Annotated in this window: 8 protein-coding genes; 5 read left to right on the top strand and 3 right to left on the bottom strand. The window is 64.6% G+C overall.

The annotated features are described in order from the left end of the window. Nucleotides 1–10: 10 nt before the first annotated feature. A complete protein-coding gene (locus PX52LOC_RS25785) occupies nt 11–2,002 on the bottom strand; it encodes a serine/threonine protein kinase (RefSeq protein ID WP_168219202.1) in 1,992 nt (663 codons plus the stop codon). 175 nt (nt 2,003–2,177) lie between these two features. Between PX52LOC_RS25785 and PX52LOC_RS25790 the strand changes: the two genes are divergently transcribed. Both PX52LOC_RS25790 and nadB read left to right on the top strand, forming a co-directional pair. Next, nucleotides 2,178–7,709 carry a DUF4175 family protein gene (locus tag PX52LOC_RS25790; protein ID WP_149112784.1) on the top strand — a complete coding sequence of 1,844 codons (5,532 nt, stop codon included), beginning with the start codon at nt 2,178–2,180 and terminating at the stop codon, nt 7,707–7,709. 97 nt (nt 7,710–7,806) lie between these two features. Beyond that, a complete protein-coding gene (gene nadB, locus PX52LOC_RS25795; protein ID WP_149112785.1) occupies nt 7,807–9,459 on the top strand; it encodes an L-aspartate oxidase in 1,653 nt (550 codons plus the stop codon). On the opposite strand, the gene glmM is transcribed toward nadB, so the two are convergent. Then, on the bottom strand, nt 9,420–10,766 hold the full coding sequence (gene glmM, locus PX52LOC_RS25800; RefSeq protein ID WP_149112786.1) for a phosphoglucosamine mutase: 1,347 nt from the start codon (nt 10,764–10,766) through the stop codon (nt 9,420–9,422). The two genes, nadB and glmM, sit on opposite strands and share 40 nt — an antisense overlap. 19 nt (nt 10,767–10,785) lie before the next feature. Further along, nucleotides 10,786–11,841, bottom strand: coding sequence for a reverse transcriptase family protein (locus tag PX52LOC_RS25805; protein WP_218575163.1), 1,056 nt, complete (start codon nt 11,839–11,841; stop codon nt 10,786–10,788). Nucleotides 11,842–12,385: 544 nt separating this feature from the next. Here PX52LOC_RS25805 and PX52LOC_RS25810 point away from each other — a divergent pair. The 3 genes from PX52LOC_RS25810 to PX52LOC_RS25820 are packed head-to-tail and all read left to right on the top strand — an operon-like array spanning nt 12,386 to nt 17,933. After that, entirely contained in the window at nt 12,386–13,315 is a 930-nt protein-coding gene (locus PX52LOC_RS25810; protein ID WP_149112788.1) for an NHL repeat-containing protein, read from the top strand. Continuing rightward, nucleotides 13,315–16,935, top strand: coding sequence for a VWA domain-containing protein (locus PX52LOC_RS25815; RefSeq protein WP_149112789.1), 3,621 nt, complete (start codon nt 13,315–13,317; stop codon nt 16,933–16,935). Before PX52LOC_RS25810 ends, PX52LOC_RS25815 begins: the two co-directional genes overlap by 1 nt. After that, complete coding sequence (locus tag PX52LOC_RS25820; protein ID WP_149112790.1) at nt 16,932–17,933, top strand: AAA family ATPase; 1,002 nt, start codon at nt 16,932–16,934, stop codon at nt 17,931–17,933. Before PX52LOC_RS25815 ends, PX52LOC_RS25820 begins: the two co-directional genes overlap by 4 nt. Nucleotides 17,934–17,968 lie beyond the last annotated feature (35 nt).

Here is a 17,968-nt window from a genome sequence, read left to right on the forward strand (position 1 = left end):
GTCGTTCGGGTTACTTCATCGTGGGCAGGAGCGTCTTCGCTTCTTCGACCACCTTTTTCAATGCCTCGTCGGTCTCGTCGGCGTAGCAGTCGATTAGTTCTTTGCAGCGGTTGCGGCAGTCTCGCTTCTCGGCCGGGGCTTCGTTGAAGTCCTTGATTCGGGTCCACTCGGCCTTGATCGCCTCCAACTGCTTCGGCAAGGTATCCGCCCGGGTCTTGCCGTCGTCGGCCTTCGGGTCGAAGTTGGCCCCGCGCTCGCGGACTGCCATCAGGAACCACGACCGTTCTTCGGGCTTTTTCTCCGTCAGTTTCGCCAGGTCCGCGTAGACCCGCCGAGCTTTGGGCAGGTCGCTCACGTGCTTGACTTTGTTCTTCTCCGGGTCGTCGGAAATCAGCGGCACGCCGCCGGACCCGCCGAGGCGGATCGCGAGTTTCGCTAGCGATTCCGGCTCGGTCGCGTCGAACTTCCACGGCTTCTCGTTGATTTCCATCTCCCGCAACTGCTGACGAAGGGCCTTGATCTTGTCGTCAACCTCGTGGAGTTGCCGGAGGCGGTCGTCGGCGAGCCAGCCCCAGCCTTCGAGGAAGTCGTCTTTGATCTCCGCTTCGCGGGCCTTGAGTTTCGTCCAAGTGCTCTGCGCGGCGGTCAGGTCGCCCTTCTGTTCGAGTTCCATGCCCGCCCACGCCGCGGTGTAGGCGTCGGCCTCAGTCTTGTCCGCGGGTTTCGCGAGGTTGGAGGCGTACCGCTTGTCCAGGATCGCTTCCAACTGCTTGCCTCGGGTCTCCCGCAACTGCTTGCGGACCGATTGGGTAACGTCACCACCGTCGGAGCCGTATTTCGCAAGGTACGTCTCGGCCGCCTTGATCTTGGCTTCCGGGTCATTGGCCTTCTGAACCGCGTCGGCGAGGGCTTGCGGGCCGGCCGGCATGAAGAGGTAAACGATGCCGCCGATAATGAGCAGCACCGCCAGAACGGCCGGGATGGCCCGCACCCACTGGCGCTGGAGCAGCGGAACCTTCTTTTTCTTCTTCGGCTTCTTTCCACTCTTTCCGGCCTTGAGCGACCGGGCGGCTTCAAGATCGGCCTCGTCGAGTTCGTTGCCACTGAGTGGTCGGTCCTTCCGCCGCGACGAAGCGACTTCCAACCCAGCACTCTGCTGGTTCTGCATCTTCTCTTCGATCTCGGCCAACATCCGGCCGACCGTGGCCGCGTCCATCGGCCGCCGCTCTTTGTCCTTTTCCATCAGGAACGCCACGAGGTTGTCCAGCCACACGGGCAGGTCCGAGACGAACCGGCTGGCCCGCGGTGGGACTTCCTGAACGTGTTTCATGAACATGTCCACCGTCGTGTCCGCCACGAACGGCTTGCGACCGGTGATCAGTTCGAAGAGGACGATGCCGAGCGAGTAGAGGTCCGACTTGTTCGTGAGGTTCTTGTCGCCACGGCACTGCTCGGGCGACATGTACGCGGCCGTGCCGATGGTGCTGTTCGCGCCCGTGAGAGCGGTGACGTCCGTATCCTTCGCGATGCCGAAGTCGGTGAGTTTGAGCACGCCCTCCGTTGTGACCATGAGGTTCGACGGCTTCAAGTCGCGGTGGATAATGCCCTTCTCGTGAGCGTACTGGAGGGCCGAGCAGAGTTGCTTGGCGTAGGCGGCCACTTCCTCCCAGCCGAGCTTGAGGCGGCGGCCGAGAATGTGGTCGAGCGATTCCCCCTCGACGAACTCCATCGCGATGAACGGTGTCGGCTGCGACTTGCCCAACCGCCCCGTCGCCACGAGGCGGACGATGTGCGGGTGGCGGAGTTGCTTGAGGATGTTCGCCTCGCGTTCGAAGCGGGCCATCGCGCTCTCGTTGCCGAGAAGGCCGAGGGCGACCACCTTGATCGCGACGCGAGAGACCTTACCCTCGTGGGTGAACTTGGCCCGGTAGACGGAGCCCATCGCACCGCTGCCAAGTTCCTTGTCGATCTCAAACGGGCCGAACTTCTGCCCCACGAACATGTTGTGAACTCCCATCGGTCGAGGGTCGACGCCGGGCGAAACGCACGAACGACCCTACGGAGGCGGCCCGGTACTGTCACGCGATCGTAACGCGGGTGAAAGCATGGGGTTCCGTTGACGGATCACAGTAAACTATAATAGCGAGACGCGAACCTCTGCGAAAGGATCGACCCCGATGCCAGTCACCGCGGTGAAGCCCAACGCCACGTCGAAATTCGAATCCGAGGTCCAACAGCAGTTGGCCCAAGTCGCCCGCCGGATTCGCACGCACGACCTACTCTGCGGCGTGTTCCTGCTCGGCGCGGTCGCTTTCGGCTACCTGGCACTGGTCATCGCCTTCGACCGCTGGCTCGACCTGCCCGCCTGGGTCCGCCAACTCGGATTCGTCGGCCTGCTGGCCGCGCTCGGGGCGGTCGCCTATTACGGCATCGTTCGGCCGCTCCGGCGCACGGTGAACCCGCTGTACGCCGCCCGCGAGATTGAAGAGACTGTCGAGGACGCCAAGAATAGCGTCGTGAACTGGGTGGACCTTCAAGACAAGCCGATGGCCGAGGGCGTGCGGGCCGTCGTCGCGGCCCGGGCGGCGAAGCAGTTCAAGGACGCCGATCTCGACAAAGCGGGTGAATCGAAGCGTCTCCTGTGGCTCGGCGGCACAACGGCCGGCCTCGTGGTCGTGCTCGCGGTCCTGTTCATGCTGTTCAAGCCGACGGTCTTCAACTCTCTCGTCGGCCGGGCGATTAACCCGTTCTCCTCTGGCCAGATTGCTACGCGAACGCAACTCACGATTGTCGAGCCGAAAGACGGTGATCTGACCGTGACGGCCGGTCAGCCCGTGACCATCTCGGTGGTGGTGAACGGCAAAGTGCCCGCTGCCGACGCCCCCGACCACTTGGTGGTGATGCTCCGGCACAACCTCGCGGACGAGAACTACGACGAAGTCCCGCTGGAATCCGGCGCGACCTCCCGCGAATGGTCGTTGCGGCTGCCCGAGCGGTTGGTTCAGAATGGCTTCTGGTATCGGGTCAAGGGTGGTGACGCGGAAACGGCCGAGCATCACGTGACGGTTCGCCCGAAGCCGATGTTCACCGACTTCGAGGTGAAGTACGACTACCCCGCTTACCTCCGCATGACCGCGGACGTCGCGCACAACCCGCACCTGGAAGCCCACCGCGGAACCGTAGTGACGGTCACGGCCAAGGCGAACCGCACCGTGCGGGACGGCCGGGCGGTCCTCACGAAGTTGACCTCCGCCGTGCCGGGTGAGATCGTAACCGAGTCGCGGGATTCGTTGCGCGTTCGCTTCCCGCTCGAAGAGTCGGGCACGTACCGGCTGTTGTTCAACAGCACCGACGGCGAATCGAACCCGGACGCGCCCGTGTACGACATCCGCGTCCTGACGGACCAACCGCCATCGGTGGTGATCGCCAACCCGAAGGACGAAGTCACCTCCCAACCCGTGAATGGCTCGCTGATGGTGGACGGCCAAATCGGCGACGACTTCGGCATCGACAGTGTCACCCTTCAGTTGAAAATCGTTGCCCCCAACCAGCCGGCGAAACGGCTGAAGGGCAAGCCGTACCTGAAGGGCGAATCGCTCAAGCGGGCCGCCGACGGGACGTATCCGACGGCCCTGGAATACAAGGATTCCATCGCGCTGAGCGATCTGAAGGACGAAGCCGGTGCGGTCGTCGAACTCAAGCCCGACATGACGATCGAATACTGGCTGGAGGCTCGCGATAACTGCACGGTTCCCGAGGCCAACGTCGGCAAGTCGCGGGTTCAGAAACTTCAACTGACCGCGGCGATGGATGAGCCGAAGGCGAAGGAGCAGGTCCAGAAGCAGGCCGAGTTGCGGCGACGCGACGAGGGCAAGGTTCAGCAGGACCAGAAGCAGAAACTCGACAAGGAACAACGCCCGGCCAACCCTTCGCCGCAGAAGCAGAACGCCGAGGCACAACAACCGCCCGAGGGCGGGGGCGAATCGAAGGTGGACGCTCCCAAGCCTGGCGACCCGATGAACCCAGCCGAGAAACTCGGCGACCCGATGAAGCCGGAAGCGGCTCCGACCAAGCCCGGTGCCGAGGCACCGATGCCGAAGACGGAGCCGGGAGCCAAGGCCGACGTGCCCCCGGAGCCGATGCCGGCCACGAATCCGAAGGAGGAGCCGTCGAACAAGGCCGTCCCGATGGGCAACGACCCCGGCAAGGCCGGCCAACCCATGCCTCCGGGGGCGGAACCGCAGCCCATGCCCGCCGCTGAGCCGAAGAACCGCGACTCGGAAGCGGCCACCAAGCGGGAGTTGCAACGGCAGGCGCAAGACCTTCAGAAAAAACTCGACGAACGGGAAAAGCGGGCCGGTGAAGGGAAGGGGAACGACCAACCGCAACCCGATCCGCAGGCAGCGGGCGGTGAGAAAAAGGCGAAGCCGAAGGCCGGCGAAGCGGGCGAAGGCAAACCGCCCGCGGAGCAAAAGCCATCCGACCCGGCCGATCAGAAGGGCGGCGACCCGCAGGAGAAGCAGGGACCACTCGGCGGGGCCGGCGCGACGGAAAAGCCGGCGGACGGACGCGAGAAGAAGTCGAACGTGCCGAAGCCGAACGAGCAGGGGGGGGCTCCGGGTGCCGACGCGCAGCCGCAGCCGGACAACGCTGGTGCCGGCCGATCGCAGAAGCCGGCGACACCCGGCGAAGCGAAGAAGGGGCCGAAGCCGGACGACGCGCCGAATCCCAAGAGCGAACCGAAGGGGGCCGCACCTTCCGAGACGAAGCCGACCGGCGATCCGTCGAAGGAGTCGGCCGCGACGAAGGGCGACGGGAAGGCCGAGCAGCAAGCCGCCGGGAGGAAGGGTGAACGCGACAGCAAAGAGAACCCGTGGCAACGCGGGGCCGAGAAGCAGAACCCCGGCAACGCCAACGACCCAGCGGCGGCCAAGCAACAGGAAATGGAACAGTCGCTCAAAGACTTGGCCGGCGGCGACGAGAAGGCCAAACAATCGGCCCGCAAGAAACTCGATCAAGAGTTCGGCAAGGACGCCCGCGAGAAGGCCGAACGGACCATGAACGAGCGCAAACAGGTGGCGGACGACCTGCAATCCAACGATCCCATGAGGCAGGCTCGCGGCCAAGAGAAGGCCAACGAGTTGCAGCGCGAGGCGATGGAGAAGAACAAGCCTGGGCAGCAGCAGGAGCGTAAGAGCCAGAAGGGCGATGCGGAAACGCTCGATCGCAAAGAAACCGAGAAGGCCGTGGACAATCTGAATTCCGACGACAAGAACCGTCAGGAGGCCGGTCGCAAGAAGCTCGATGAGATGGTCGGCGAGAAGGCCCGGAAGGACGCGGAGAAGATGAACGAAGACCTGAAGTCCGGCGATAAGGACCGCCAACAAGGGGCGGCCGAGGAGCTTCAAAAGATGCAGAAGAAGCAACAACAGGCTGCCCAGCAACAACGGATTCAAGAGGCAGCCCAAGACTTGGCCGGTAACGACGAACAGAAGAAACAAGCGGCCCAGGACAAACTCGACAAGGAGGTTGGCAAAGAGGCCCGTGAGAATCTGCAAAAGCAACTCGACGACCGCAAGAAGACCGCCGAAGATTTGAAGTCGAACGATCCGATGCAGAAGGCTCGTGGCGAGGAGAAGTTAAACGAGCTTCAGAAGGAGCAACTCGGCGATGCGGCGAAGGATCAGAAAGGTGGGCAGCCGGGTGAAGCCCAGAAGAAGGAGATTGAAGACGCGGCACGCGGCCTGAACTCCGACGACCCACAAAAGCGTGAGGCGGCGCAGAAAAAGCTCGACCAGATGGTTGGTAAGGACGCTCGCCAACAGGCCGAGAAACTCCGCGACGACCTGAAGTCCGGTGACAAGGATCGCCAAAAAGCGGCCGCCGACGAACTGCAAAGGCTTCAGAAGCAACAGAAACAGCAAGAGGCTCAACAACAAGCCGCCCAGCAGAAGGACATGGAGAAGGCGGTCCAGGACTTGGCCGGCGGCGACGAGAAGAAGAAAGAGGAGGCCCGCAAAACGCTCGACAAGGCGGCCGGCGAACAGGCCCGCAAGGACGCTGAGAAGCAGATTGAGGACCGCAAGAAGGCGGCCGAGGACTTGAAGTCGAACGACCCGATGCAGAAGGCCCGTGGCGAGGATAAGCTCAACGACCTTCAGCAAAAGGAACTCGGCGGTGCGGCCAACGATCAGAAGGGCGGCGCACCGGATGAGGCCAAGAAGAAAGAACTGCAAGACGCGGCCCGGGACCTGAACTCCGACGACCCGCAGAAGCGCGAGGCGGCACAGAGGAAACTCGACCAGATGGTCGGCAAGGACGCCCGCCAGCAGGCCGAGAAGCTCCGCGACGACCTGAAGTCCGATGACAAGGAACGCCAACAGGGGGCCAAAGACCAGTTGAAGAAGCTTCAAGAACAGGCCGAAAAACAAGCCCAGCAGAACAAGCAGAAGGGCGGTGCCGGGGACGCCGCCGAACAGGCCGCGAAGCAGAAGGAAATGGAGAACGCCGCGAAAGACTTGGCCGGCAACGACGAGCAGAAGAAGAAAGCGGCGCAGGAGAAACTCGACAAGGAGATCGGCAAGGACGCCCGCGAAGACCTCCAAAAGCGACTCGACGAGCGGAAACAGGTCGCAGACGATCTGAATTCGAAAGACCCCGCGCGGCAGGCCCGCGGCCGGGAAACCGAGAAGCGACTTCAGCGGGAAGACGCCGAACGCGGCTCGGGCAAGCAACAGCCCGACGACGCGAACCGACTCGACCGCAAGGAGATCGAAGAGGCGCTGAAGGATCTGAATTCCAATGACGAGGCCAAGAAGCAGGCCGCCCGCGACAAGCTCGATAAGGCGGTTGGGGAAGACGCCCGCAAGAAGGCCGAGCAGACGCTGGACGATTTGAAATCCGACGACCCGGCCCGCCAGAAGGGGGCCGTGGACGAGTTGACGAAAATGCAAAAGGATGCTGAGAAGCAGGCCAAGCAGGACGCTGACAAAAAGGATCAGAAGGGCGAGAAGACGCCGTCGGCCGAGGACGTGGAGAAGCTCGCGAAGGCGGCCCAGGATTTGAAATCGGCCGACGAACAGAAGCGGAAGGACGCCCAGAAGCAACTCGACGATCAGGTCGGGGAACAAGAACGCAAGAAGCTGGAAGAGCAGTTGAAAGACGGACAAAAGCCATCGCCCGAACAACTGGAGGGTTTGAAGAAGACGCTCGAACAGGCGATGAAAAACCAGCCGAACGCCGACCAAGGACCCGGCGGCCCGAAGGGCGACCTGCGTCAGAGCGGTGGTCCGGGGATCAATCCCAACGACGATAAGGTCAAGCCGCTGGAAGCGAACAAGGAGTTCGACAAGGAGGCTGCCCAGTTGCTCCTCGACAAGACCAAGAAGCTCATGCAGAATAAGGACGCCGCGAAGGAACTCGGCTATACGGAAGAGGAACTCAAGCGGTTCAACGACGGCCTTGAGAAGATGCTCCGCGAGACGCCCGACGCGAAGGAGGGACCGGTCGATCAGCCGAAGCCCGGCGAACCGGCGCGGCCGACCAATCGGGTTGACGGTTCTGGCAAGGTCGAACAGCGCGGCAACGGGAGTAAGTCCACCACGAACGCGACCGGCGTTTCCGCCGCCCCGCCGGGCTATAGCGATGCGCGCAGGAAGTTCGCCGAGGGGGCGACGAAGCCTTCGAAGGATAAGGACGAGAAGAAGTGACCCGCGACCGCACCCCCTCTCGCCGCGAGTGAAACCACTCGCGGCGTTTTCGTTTCCCTACACTTTCTGACAGCCCCTCACGCGAGCGCCAGCCGATATGAACGTCGCGAACCGATACCTCGTCAGCTTCGACACCCGCACCGCGATCCACCGCTTCACGGACATCCTCGTGATCGGCGGCGGCATCGCGGGCCTGAGGGCGGCGCTGGAAATTCCCCGCGACCTGACCGTCCTCGTGGTCACGAAGGAGAGCATCACCGAGAGTAACAGCAGCTACGCCCAGGGCGGCATCGCGGGTGTGCTGTCGCCGGAGGACAACTTCAATAACCACGTCGAGGACACGCTAGTCGCCGGCGACGGCCTGTGCGATCGCACGATCGTCGAGATGGTCGTCCGCGAAGCCCCGAACGAGATCGAGAAACTCGTCGAGATCGGCACCAAGTTCGACGAGGAGAACGGACAACTCGCACTCACGCGGGAAGGCGGGCACAGTCACCGGCGGATCGTCCACGCCCTCGGCGACGCGACCGGCCACGAGGTCATGCGGGCGATCATCGCCAAGGTCAAGGCGACGCCGAACCTGAACCTGTGGGACGACACGTTCACCATCGACCTGCTCACCCATGGGGGCGAGTGCGTCGGGGCGGTCGTGTGGCGGCCGTCGGTCGGGGTGGTTCTCGTCTGGGCGAAGCAGGTGATCCTGGCCGCGGGCGGCTGCGGAATGGTCTACCGCGAGACGACGAATCCGCCGGTCGCGACCGGCGACGGCATGGCGGCGGCTTACCGGGCCGGGGCAGAACTCCGTGACATGGAGTTCATGCAGTTCCACCCCACCGTTCTATACGTCGCCGGGTCGGCTCGTTACCTCATCAGTGAGGCGGTCCGCGGGGAAGGGGCGTACCTCCGCGACGTGTACGGCGAGCGGTTCATGCTGAAGGACGACCCGCGGGCGGAACTCGCCCCGCGGGACATCGTCTCGCGGGCGATATTCCGCACGATGGAACGCACGCAGCACTCGAACGTCTACCTCGACCTTTCGCACCTGCCGCGGGACCTCGTCCTCACCCGCTTCCCCGGGATCGCGAAGGTGTGCCGCGGCTTCGGGTTGGACATCACGAAGGACCGCATCCCGGTCCGCCCCGGGGCGCACTACATGGTCGGCGGCGTGACCGTCGAACCCGACGGCCGGACCACGCTGCCGAACCTGTGGGCCGCGGGCGAAGTCACGTCGAGCGGCCTGCACGGGGCGAACCGACTGGCGTCGAACAGCTTGATCGAAGGGCTGGTCTACGGGGCGACCTGTGGCCGCGGCGCGGCGGATGCCTGTCGGGCGAAGCCGGGCTTGCCGGCGATGGTGCCCATGAGATTCGTCGCGAACGAGGACGAACCCGACGACCGCCTCGACGTGGCCGACTTGACGAATTCGTTACGAAGCCTGATGGTCCGCAAAATGGGGATCGTGCGGGACGGCGGGCGGCTCGACGAGGCAAAGCTCGACGTGGACTTCTGGTGCCGGTACGTGCTGGTGCGGGAATTCGACAAGCGGGCCGGCTGGGAGTTGCAGAACCTCCTCACCATCGCCCGCCTCATGGTCGAATCGGCCGCCGAGCGAGAGGAGTCACGGGGCACGCACTTCCGCAGCGACTTTCCGCAACACGAAGACGCGACCTGGGGCCAGCGACATACTACCCGCCGGAAAGCGGACGGCGATCACCCCGACACGATCGCCCCCGCCTCGTCGCACAACTGACGCGCGGCGTCTGCGGTCGGCGCTTCCGCGATGACCCGCACGATCGGCTCGGTGTTGCTGGCCCGCACGTGCAGCCACCAGTCCGGGCCGTCCAGGCGGAGGCCGTCGAGCGTGTCCTTCGCGGCGGTCGGCCACTTCTTTTCCAATTTGCCGAATGCCTCGCCCAACCGTTCTCGCGCGACGGTGAACTTCGTCTTCAACATCGAATACGTCGGCAACTCGGCGACGAGTTGACTCAGTGGCTTCCCCTCTTCCGCCATCAGGCTGAGGATCAGTGCCATGCCGACGTAGGGGTCGCGGACCCACCCGACGCGGGGGTCGATGACGCCGCCGTTCCCCTCGCCGCCGATCACGGCCTTCACCGCCCGCATCTTCTCGACGACGTTCGCCTCGCCCACCGCCGAGCGGTAGAACTCGCACCCGGCGAGCTTGGCGAGGTCTTCGTTCATCCGCGACGTTGACATGTTCACCACCACGGCACCGCGGTCCTGGCGGAGTCGGTATTTGATCGCGAGCGCGACCGTGGCTTCCTCGGAAACGCACGCGCCGGTTTCGTCGATGAGTGCGAGGCGGTCGGCGTCCGGGTCGAGCACACACCCGACGTGACAGCCGTGCTGCGAAACCCACGGGGCAATGTCCGTCAGGTGGGCCGGGATTGGTTCTGCTTCGTGCGCGAAGACGCCGTTCTGCTCGCAGTTCAGTTGCACCACTTCGCAGCCGAGGCTGGCCAGCAAGTCCACGGCCAACGGCCCGCCCGCACCGCCGTTGCCGTCCACGAAGACGCGGAACTGCCCGGCGGCCACGGTTGCCACACTGACCTGTTTCAGCACCCGTTCCGCGTGATCCTCTTCCACATTCGGCGGCACGCCCGCGGAACCGACACGGTCCCACGGGGCGAATGAAATCGGGCCAGCTTCGAACAGTTTTTTGATCTCCAACCCGGCGGCGGCCGGCAGCACCGCCCCGTCACGGCCGAACAATTTCAGGCCGTTCCACGGCGACGGGTTGTGGCTGGCCGTGATCTGAATGGCCCCGGCTGCGTTCAGCGTTCGCACGGCGATGCCGACGGTCGGCGTGGGCTGGATGCCGATATCTTCCACTGCACAACCGGTCGCCATCAACCCCGCGAAGATGGCGTGCCGGAGCATATCGCCGCTCGGCCGCGAGTCTCGCGAGACGAGCACCTTCCCGCCCTTCAGGTACGTGCCGAGGGCCGCGGCAAACCGCACGGCCGCGTCCGGGGGGAGGCTCTCGCCGACGATGCCACGGATGCCAGAGACGCTGACGATCAATTCCGAGGTGTTCATGGGGCTATTGTGCGAGGCGTCACGCCGACTGCCAGCGAATCTGGTCGAACAATGCGAGGAGCTTTCGACCGCGGGTGGGATTAAGGCGGGCGACGTGCGCGAGTTTGCCGGCGAGGTACGCGCGGAAATTTGGGTGTGCTTCGCGGTTCTGCGATTCGGGGCCGTGACGGAGGCAGTTCGTCAGAACGGCCTTGAGGCGGTCAAATTCGGCACGCGGAATTGACGTTCGGATGTTGACCACGACCCCGGCGACCGTCTGCCGGACCGATTGAGGCATCACGCGAGTCTTCAAGGGATTCAGTCGGAACCCTTCCTCCGAGACTATTCGGGCCACCGCGTTGCGGAATTTCTCGGACCGACGAGTAAGGTCGATGCCGCCCGAGAACGCGAGGTCGTCCGCGTACCGCGTGTACGTCACGTCCAGACTCTTCGCCAATCCGTCGAGTCGCCGGTCGAGTCGGAATGCCACGAGGTTCGCCAGCGCGGGAGAGGTCGGCGCACCCTGTGGCAGATGGCGGTTACGGAGGTGCCGTTCCTCAAGAGAGTCCGACCCGTCGGCGGCTGGACGAGGTCGCTGATCCCAGACGGCCTTGGGGAGGCGGGTCGTGCAAAGTCCCGTCAGTTGGCGGGCCACATCGGGTGGATAGCCGGCGGTTCGAAAGATGGCCGTGACGGCGTCGGCCGAGATCGAGGAAAAGAAAATCGCCAGATCGAATCGCAACACCACGGCCCGCCCGGAGTGCGGTACGGCGTTCGTGAGGATCGAGCGACCGATACGAAATCCGTGTGCGGCTGCGTGAGGCGGGATGGCGTCGAGGATCTGGCCGAGGACGTTGCGCTGGACCTGCTTCAATATCGGCTTTGGGATTTCTAATACACGCGAGCGACCGCTCGGTTTGGGAATCCAGCGATAGCGGTAGTGGTGGAGCTTGGGCGACGATTCGCGATGATTCCGGCCGGCACAATCGGCAAGCCAGTCGAGTTGATGGCGGTCGATCCGCAAGACTTCGCACACCTTCTCGGCGGTGGTGATTTCGGGTATCAGCCAACCCCGAGCGGCTTGATGCGGGGCCATCACCGGGACGGGGAAGAACCGTTTGGCCGTGTGTGGCTCCGCACGCCGCCAGCCTTTCCGGAATTCTTCGTCGGCCAGGGCAAATACTCGAAGGCGGTCCGAGTGCGTCGGTGCGGGAAAGGCTGCGAGGACACGCCGAACGAAGGGCCGTATGAAACGGTGGGATCGGCCGAGCGCTGCCTTCGCTCGGGCGACCAAACGGTCTTCGGTCCACGACCCGGCGAGGAAGGCGTCTAGCAAGTTAGCGAGGGTGGTGTCGAGCATGAAAAACGGCGGAGCGGGCCAACCTGTCCCGTGCCGCGCGACCGGTTCTGGTGGTAGCGCAGCCGAGGTCGCGCCGCGGATCGTCCAGCTATCGACTCAACCCTGGGGTAACCCCAGAGAGGCAACCGCTTCCCGAAGGAACCGGCCACCGAACTTGGCTCTTCCGCTCCGCCGCGGTGAAATGGTGACCCGGCGGCAGCGTTCTGTCAAGCGTAGTCGTTCGGTTTGTCTTCCCGCGGGCGGCTTACTAGTCTGAGGAGACATTCCCCGAGACCCTCACGTGTTCCGCTCGGCCCGGTTCAAGATCGTGCTGCTCCTCCTCGTACCGGCGGTCGTGCTCGTTGTGGCCGGCGGTCGCCGGCTGTCGAAGAATTCGGCCGGGCGGGTGTGGGGACACCGCGGCGTGCTGCCCGGCGAGTTCGTGCGGCCGCGGGCGGCGGTGGTGATCGGGGACCGCTTGTTCGTCGTCGATTTCACGGCCCGCATTCAGTCGTACACCCTCGACGGCGAACACACGGGGGTGACGTTCACGACGCCGGACTTCCGCAACGGCCGGCCGAGCGGTCTCGGCGTGGACCGCGACGGGAACTTGATCGTCGCCGATTCGCACTACCACACGGTTCGCATCTACAACCTCGACGGCGTGGAACTCCGTCACTTCGGCGGGACGGGCGGCAAGGAACCGGGGCAGTTCGGGTACGTCTCCGACTGCGTGCAGGACGACGAGGGGTACTTCTACGTTTCGGAGTTCGGGCAGACCGACCGCATTACGAAACTCGACATCGACGGTACATTCGTCAAATGTTGGGGTGTGAACGGGACCGGGGAAGGGCAGTTTCAGCGGGTGCGGGCGATGGCGTTCGGGCCGGACCGACTGTTGTACGTTGTCGATGCGTGCAACCACCGCGTGCAGGTCTTCGACCGCGAGGGTGTTTTCGTCCGTGCGTTCGGCGAACCGGGGACCAGCATCGGGCAACTCGCCTACCCGTATGACCTCGCGTTCGACCCGGCGGGCGATCTTTACGTGATCGAACGAGGGAACTCGCGCGTGCAGAAGTTCACGCGCGAGGGGCAACCGCTGGGGAGTTGGGGGCAGCCCGGGCGCGGTGAGGGGCAGTTGGCCGACCCGTGGGCGCTGGCGGTTGATGGTCGCGGCAGGGTGCACGTGATCGACACCGAGAACCACCGAGTTCAGCGGATCAAATTCTGATGGGCCGACTGAGCGAGTTCCTGACGCTGCACTGGTTCGCCCTCGTTTTTCTGGGCGTGGCGGCGATTCTGTTGCTGAAGCGATGGCGGATTCCGGCCGCGTCACTCGCACTCTTCGCGGCGGGTGGACTCTCCCTCAGCGGCGTTCAAGTCGATCTCTTCGGGCGATTCCATCTGGCCTCGACCCTCTTCGCAGTTGCCTTGTTCGTCTTGCTACTTTCGTTGGCGGTCGTTGTCCTCGGCCGGGCGTGGTCGCCTTTGCTCGCGGGTATTCTGGCGGTCTCGCTGTTGCTCGGCCTCGGTGGGTGGTGTGAGACCGACATCGGCGAGGCTCTCGCGGAAGTGGCTCGCATGACGCGGTCGGTGCAATTCACCCGACCGTGGTGGTTGGCCCTGCTGCTCTGCGTACCCGTGGTCTTGCTGTTAGCACGCCGAAGTCTGGCGGGTCTCGGCCGGGTGCGGAAGTGGGTCACCATCGGCACGCGGTGCGTGATCGTTGCCTTGCTCGCGCTGGCGCTGGCGGAACCGCGGGTCAATCGGCCGAGCGAAAACGTGGCGGTGCTGTTCGTGCTGGACCGTTCGCAGAGTGTGCCGCAGGACATCGACCCGGCCGCGAACGTGGCCGATCAAGTGGACCGCCGCTGGCAGCGCATCCGCGGCTTCGTGCGGGACGCGGTGCTGTCCCGCGGCGTCGAGCACAGCCGCGACAAAGCGGGCGTGGTTCTCTTCGGCAAGCGGCCGAAACTCGCTCTGCCGCCGGCGTCGGTGCGGGATCGGTTCGAGGTTGACGACCGCATGGCCGGGCCGATCGACGGACAGTACACGGACATCGCCGCCGCCCTGAAACTCGCCGTCGCGTCCTTCCCGGAGGGGAACGGCAAGCGAGTCGTCCTGGTCAGCGACGGCAACGAGAACATGGGCAACGCCGTCGAGCAAGCGGCCGTCGCGAAGCAGAACGGCGTGGCCATCGACGTGGTTAGCATTGCTCCCGGCTACAAGAACGAGGGCGAGGTCCTCGTGCAGTCGGTGGAAGCCCCGCCGGTCACGACGACCGGCACGCGGCTCCCGTTGCGCGTGTTGGTCCGCAACACCAGCGCCACGCGCGTCGTCCGGGGCATTCTGGAACTCGTTCGCGTCGGGTTGAGTGAGGACGGCAGCGAGAAGGTTGAACAGGTCGCCATCGAGGCGGATCAGCCGCAGGTTCTCGACGCCCCGATGGGCAAGCCGGCCACGATCATCTTGCAGCCGGGTTTGAACTCATTGAAGTTCCGCGACACGCCGCCGAAGCCGGGCGAAACCTCATTCTCTTACAGGGCCACGTTCACGCCGATCCTCTCCGGCGTGCCGTCGGCGAACGGGCAACTCGGCGACATCGTGGTCGGCCTGCCGAACGACCGCGTGGCGAATAACCGGGCCAGCACGGCCGTCGTGATGCGCGGCCAACGCCGCGTGCTGTTCGTCGAGGAGCCGAAGAACGGTCGGTCGGAACACGCCCACCTGATCCGGACACTCCTACGGGCCGACGTGAAGGTGTCCGTCGCGTCGCCCGCTAAATTGCCGGCCGAGGTTGCGGACTTCGCGCTGTTCCTGACGAACTACGATTGCATCGTCCTCGCCAACGTCCCGGCCGAGGTCTTCAGCCGCGACCAGATGGAGGTGATTCGCACGTCGGTCCACGACCAGGGGACCGGCCTCATCATGATCGGCGGCCCCGATTCGTTCGGCCCCGGTGGGTACCAGAACACGCCGGTCGAGGAAGCCCTGCCGGTCTTCTGCGAGATCAAGTCGCCGATGGCCGCGGGGAAGGGGGGCCTGATCCTCATCATGCACGCCTCCGAGATGGCCGACGGCAACCACTGGCAGAAGGTCATCGCCAAACTCGCCATCGAACGGCTCAGTGCTCCGGACATGATCGGCGTCATGCAATACGGCTTCGGCGCGGGGGCGGCCGGCGTCAGTTGGGTCATCCCTTTTCAGGACGTCGGCGGCGACAAGAGCCGGCTGTTGGCGAAGATCGATCGGATGGACCCGCAGGACATGCTCCACTTCGACCCGTTCCTGACGGCCGCGGCCGATACACTGTCCAACCCTGACTACAACCTCGCGGTGAGGCACTGCATCGTCATCTCCGACGGCGACCCGCAGTACGGCCCGGCGGGGCAGGCGGCGACGGCGAAGATGGCCGCGAACGCCATCACCTGCACGACCGTCGGCGTGGCGACGCACGGTATGGCCGAGACGGGGCGGATGAAGAGCATCGCGGAGGCGACGAAGGACGGCCGCGGCAACCCCGGCAGTTACTACGAACCGAAAGACCCGAGCCAGTTGCCCGCGATCTACATCAAGGAGAGCCGGCGGATCAGTCAGTCGTTCATCTACGACAAGGCGTTTCTGCCGAAGCACCTCATCGTCGGCGGCATCACGGAAGGCGTGCCACGCGAGTTGCCGCCGCTCCGAGGGTTCGTGCGAACGACGTACAAGGAATCGCCCCTCGCGCAGTTCCGCATTGAGGGGCCGCCGATCGCCAACGACATCCGCTTCCCGATCCTCGCGTCGTGGCAGTACGGCCTCGGGCGGGCCATCGCCTTCACGTCCGACGCCCGCACGCAACCGACCGCGAACGTCAAGGGCTGGGATGCCGACTGGGTCGAGTCGGACATCTACAAGAAGTTCTGGGAACAGGCGATCACTTGGTCGTTGAGACCGGCGGAATCGGGCCGGATGACGGTCACGTCCGAGTACCGCGGCGGCCGAGTTCGCGTGACAGTGACGGCCCGCGACGAGCGCGACCGGCCGGTGAACGGCCTGGACTTGCAAGGCAAGATCAGCCTGCCGCGAGCGCCGAAACCCGGCGAGAAGGTGCCGGCCGTCGAGTTCAAGCGGAAGGGACCGGGGCAGTACGAGGCTGAGTTTGCCGCGGACGAGGCGGGGACGTACTTCGTCACGGTGCAAGGGCGCCAACCCGGTGTCGGCAAGAACACGGGGGCAATGTTCGACACGGCCCGCACGGGCGTCACGCTGCCGTACTCGCAGGAGTTCGCCGACCTGGACACGAACACGGCCCTCCTCAAGCAACTCGCGGAGATCACCGGCGGCCGGTATTACACGGACGACCCGGACCAATTGCAACAACTGGCAAAGTCGTCGGAACTGTTCCGCGAAGCCCCGAAGACCTCGCGGGCGTACCAGCCGTTTTGGTATTGGCTCGTGTTCGCGGCCGGCGTGCTGCTGTTGCTCGACGTGGGCGTGCGGCGGATCGCGGTGGAATGGCTGGAAGTTCGAGCGGAAGCCGCGCGGTTCTGGTCCCGCCTTCGCGAGAAGCCCGCGGCGGAAGCGTCCGCAACGCTGAGCCAACTGCAACGGCGGAAACTGCAAGTGCAGGAAGAAATCGAGCGCGAGCGGGCCGCCCGGCGGTTCGAGACGACGGGCACGCCGCCGGAACCACCGCCCCGCGGGGCGGACGAGATCGCGGCCGGGCCAACCTCACCACTGCCGCCCGCCCCTCCGCTACGGACCGAGGATCGGCCGAAGACCGACGAACCGCAGGACATGATGAGCCGACTGAAGAAAGCCCGCGACCGCGCAGACCACAAGAAGGACAAGAAGGACGATACCCCATGAACTCGACCGCCCCGATGCCCGAACGGGCCGCCAAGTTCCGCGAACGGTTCCGCGTGCTGGAAGACGAGATCGGCAAGGTCATCGTCGGCCAAGCCGACGTCGTCCGTGGCGTGCTGACGTGCCTATTCGTTGGCGGCCACGTCCTGCTCGAAGGCGTGCCGGGGTTGGGCAAAACGCTCCTCGTCCGAACGCTCGCCTCGGCCCTCGGCCTGCATTTCTCCCGCATCCAGTTCACCCCGGACCTGATGCCGTCGGACATCGTCGGCACCAACATCATCAACGAAACGCCCGACGGCAAGCGGCAGTTCCAGTTTCAGTCCGGCCCATTGTTCGCGCAGATCGTCCTTGCCGACGAAATCAACCGAGCGACGCCGAAGACGCAATCGGCCCTCCTTGAAGCCATGCAGGAGCACAGCGTCACGGTCGGCGGCACGGTCCACAAGCTGGAAGAACCGTTCCTCGTCCTCGCCACACAGAACCCGATCGAACAAGAAGGGACGTACTCGCTGCCGGAAGCGCAACTCGACCGCTTCTTCTTCAAACTGAACGTGCCGTTCACGACCCGCGAGGAGTTGAACGTCATCCTGAACCGCACGACACGGAACGAGTGGCCGACGGCTGAGAAGGTGATGGAGGCCGATGAAATCCGTCAGTGGCAGTCGCTCGTGCGGGAAATCTTGGTGGCAGCCCCGGTGCAGGATTACGCGATCCGCCTCATTCTCGCCACGCACCCGAACAGCGAGTTCGCGACGGCCGACACGAACCGCTTCCTGCGGGCCGGGAGTAGTCCCCGCGGTGCCCAGACGCTGATCCTGGCGTCGAAGCTGCGGGCGCTTTTGGAGGGGCGGTTCAACGTGAGTTTCGAGGATATTCGCAAAGTGTTCTTTCCGGCGTTGCGCCACCGCATACTCTTAAACTTCGAAGCCCAGGCCGAGAACATCTCTCCCGACGCGGTCCTGGCTGCGGTCGTCAACGACGTGAAAGAGAAGCCGGAATAGCTTTGACGGCCGCACGTCGCTCGCCTACACTCGCA

It is taken from the genome of Limnoglobus roseus (assembly GCF_008254045.1).
In the GTDB taxonomy this organism is placed as follows: Bacteria; Planctomycetota; Planctomycetia; order Gemmatales; family Gemmataceae; genus Limnoglobus; species Limnoglobus roseus.

Excerpts from the sequence above, each read along its gene's own strand:
- PX52LOC_RS25785 (WP_168219202.1), bottom strand. The coding sequence starts at position 2,002 with ATGTTCGTGGGGCAGAAGTTCGGCCCGTTTGAGATCGACAAGGAACTT.
- PX52LOC_RS25790 (WP_149112784.1), top strand. The coding sequence starts at position 2,178 with ATGCCAGTCACCGCGGTGAAGCCCAACGCCACGTCGAAATTCGAATCC.
- nadB (WP_149112785.1), top strand. The coding sequence starts at position 7,807 with ATGAACGTCGCGAACCGATACCTCGTCAGCTTCGACACCCGCACCGCG.
- glmM (WP_149112786.1), bottom strand. The coding sequence starts at position 10,766 with ATGAACACCTCGGAATTGATCGTCAGCGTCTCTGGCATCCGTGGCATC.
- PX52LOC_RS25805 (WP_218575163.1), bottom strand. The coding sequence starts at position 11,841 with ATGGCCCCGCATCAAGCCGCTCGGGGTTGGCTGATACCCGAAATCACC.
- PX52LOC_RS25815 (WP_149112789.1), top strand. The coding sequence starts at position 13,315 with ATGGGCCGACTGAGCGAGTTCCTGACGCTGCACTGGTTCGCCCTCGTT.
- PX52LOC_RS25820 (WP_149112790.1), top strand. The coding sequence starts at position 16,932 with ATGAACTCGACCGCCCCGATGCCCGAACGGGCCGCCAAGTTCCGCGAA.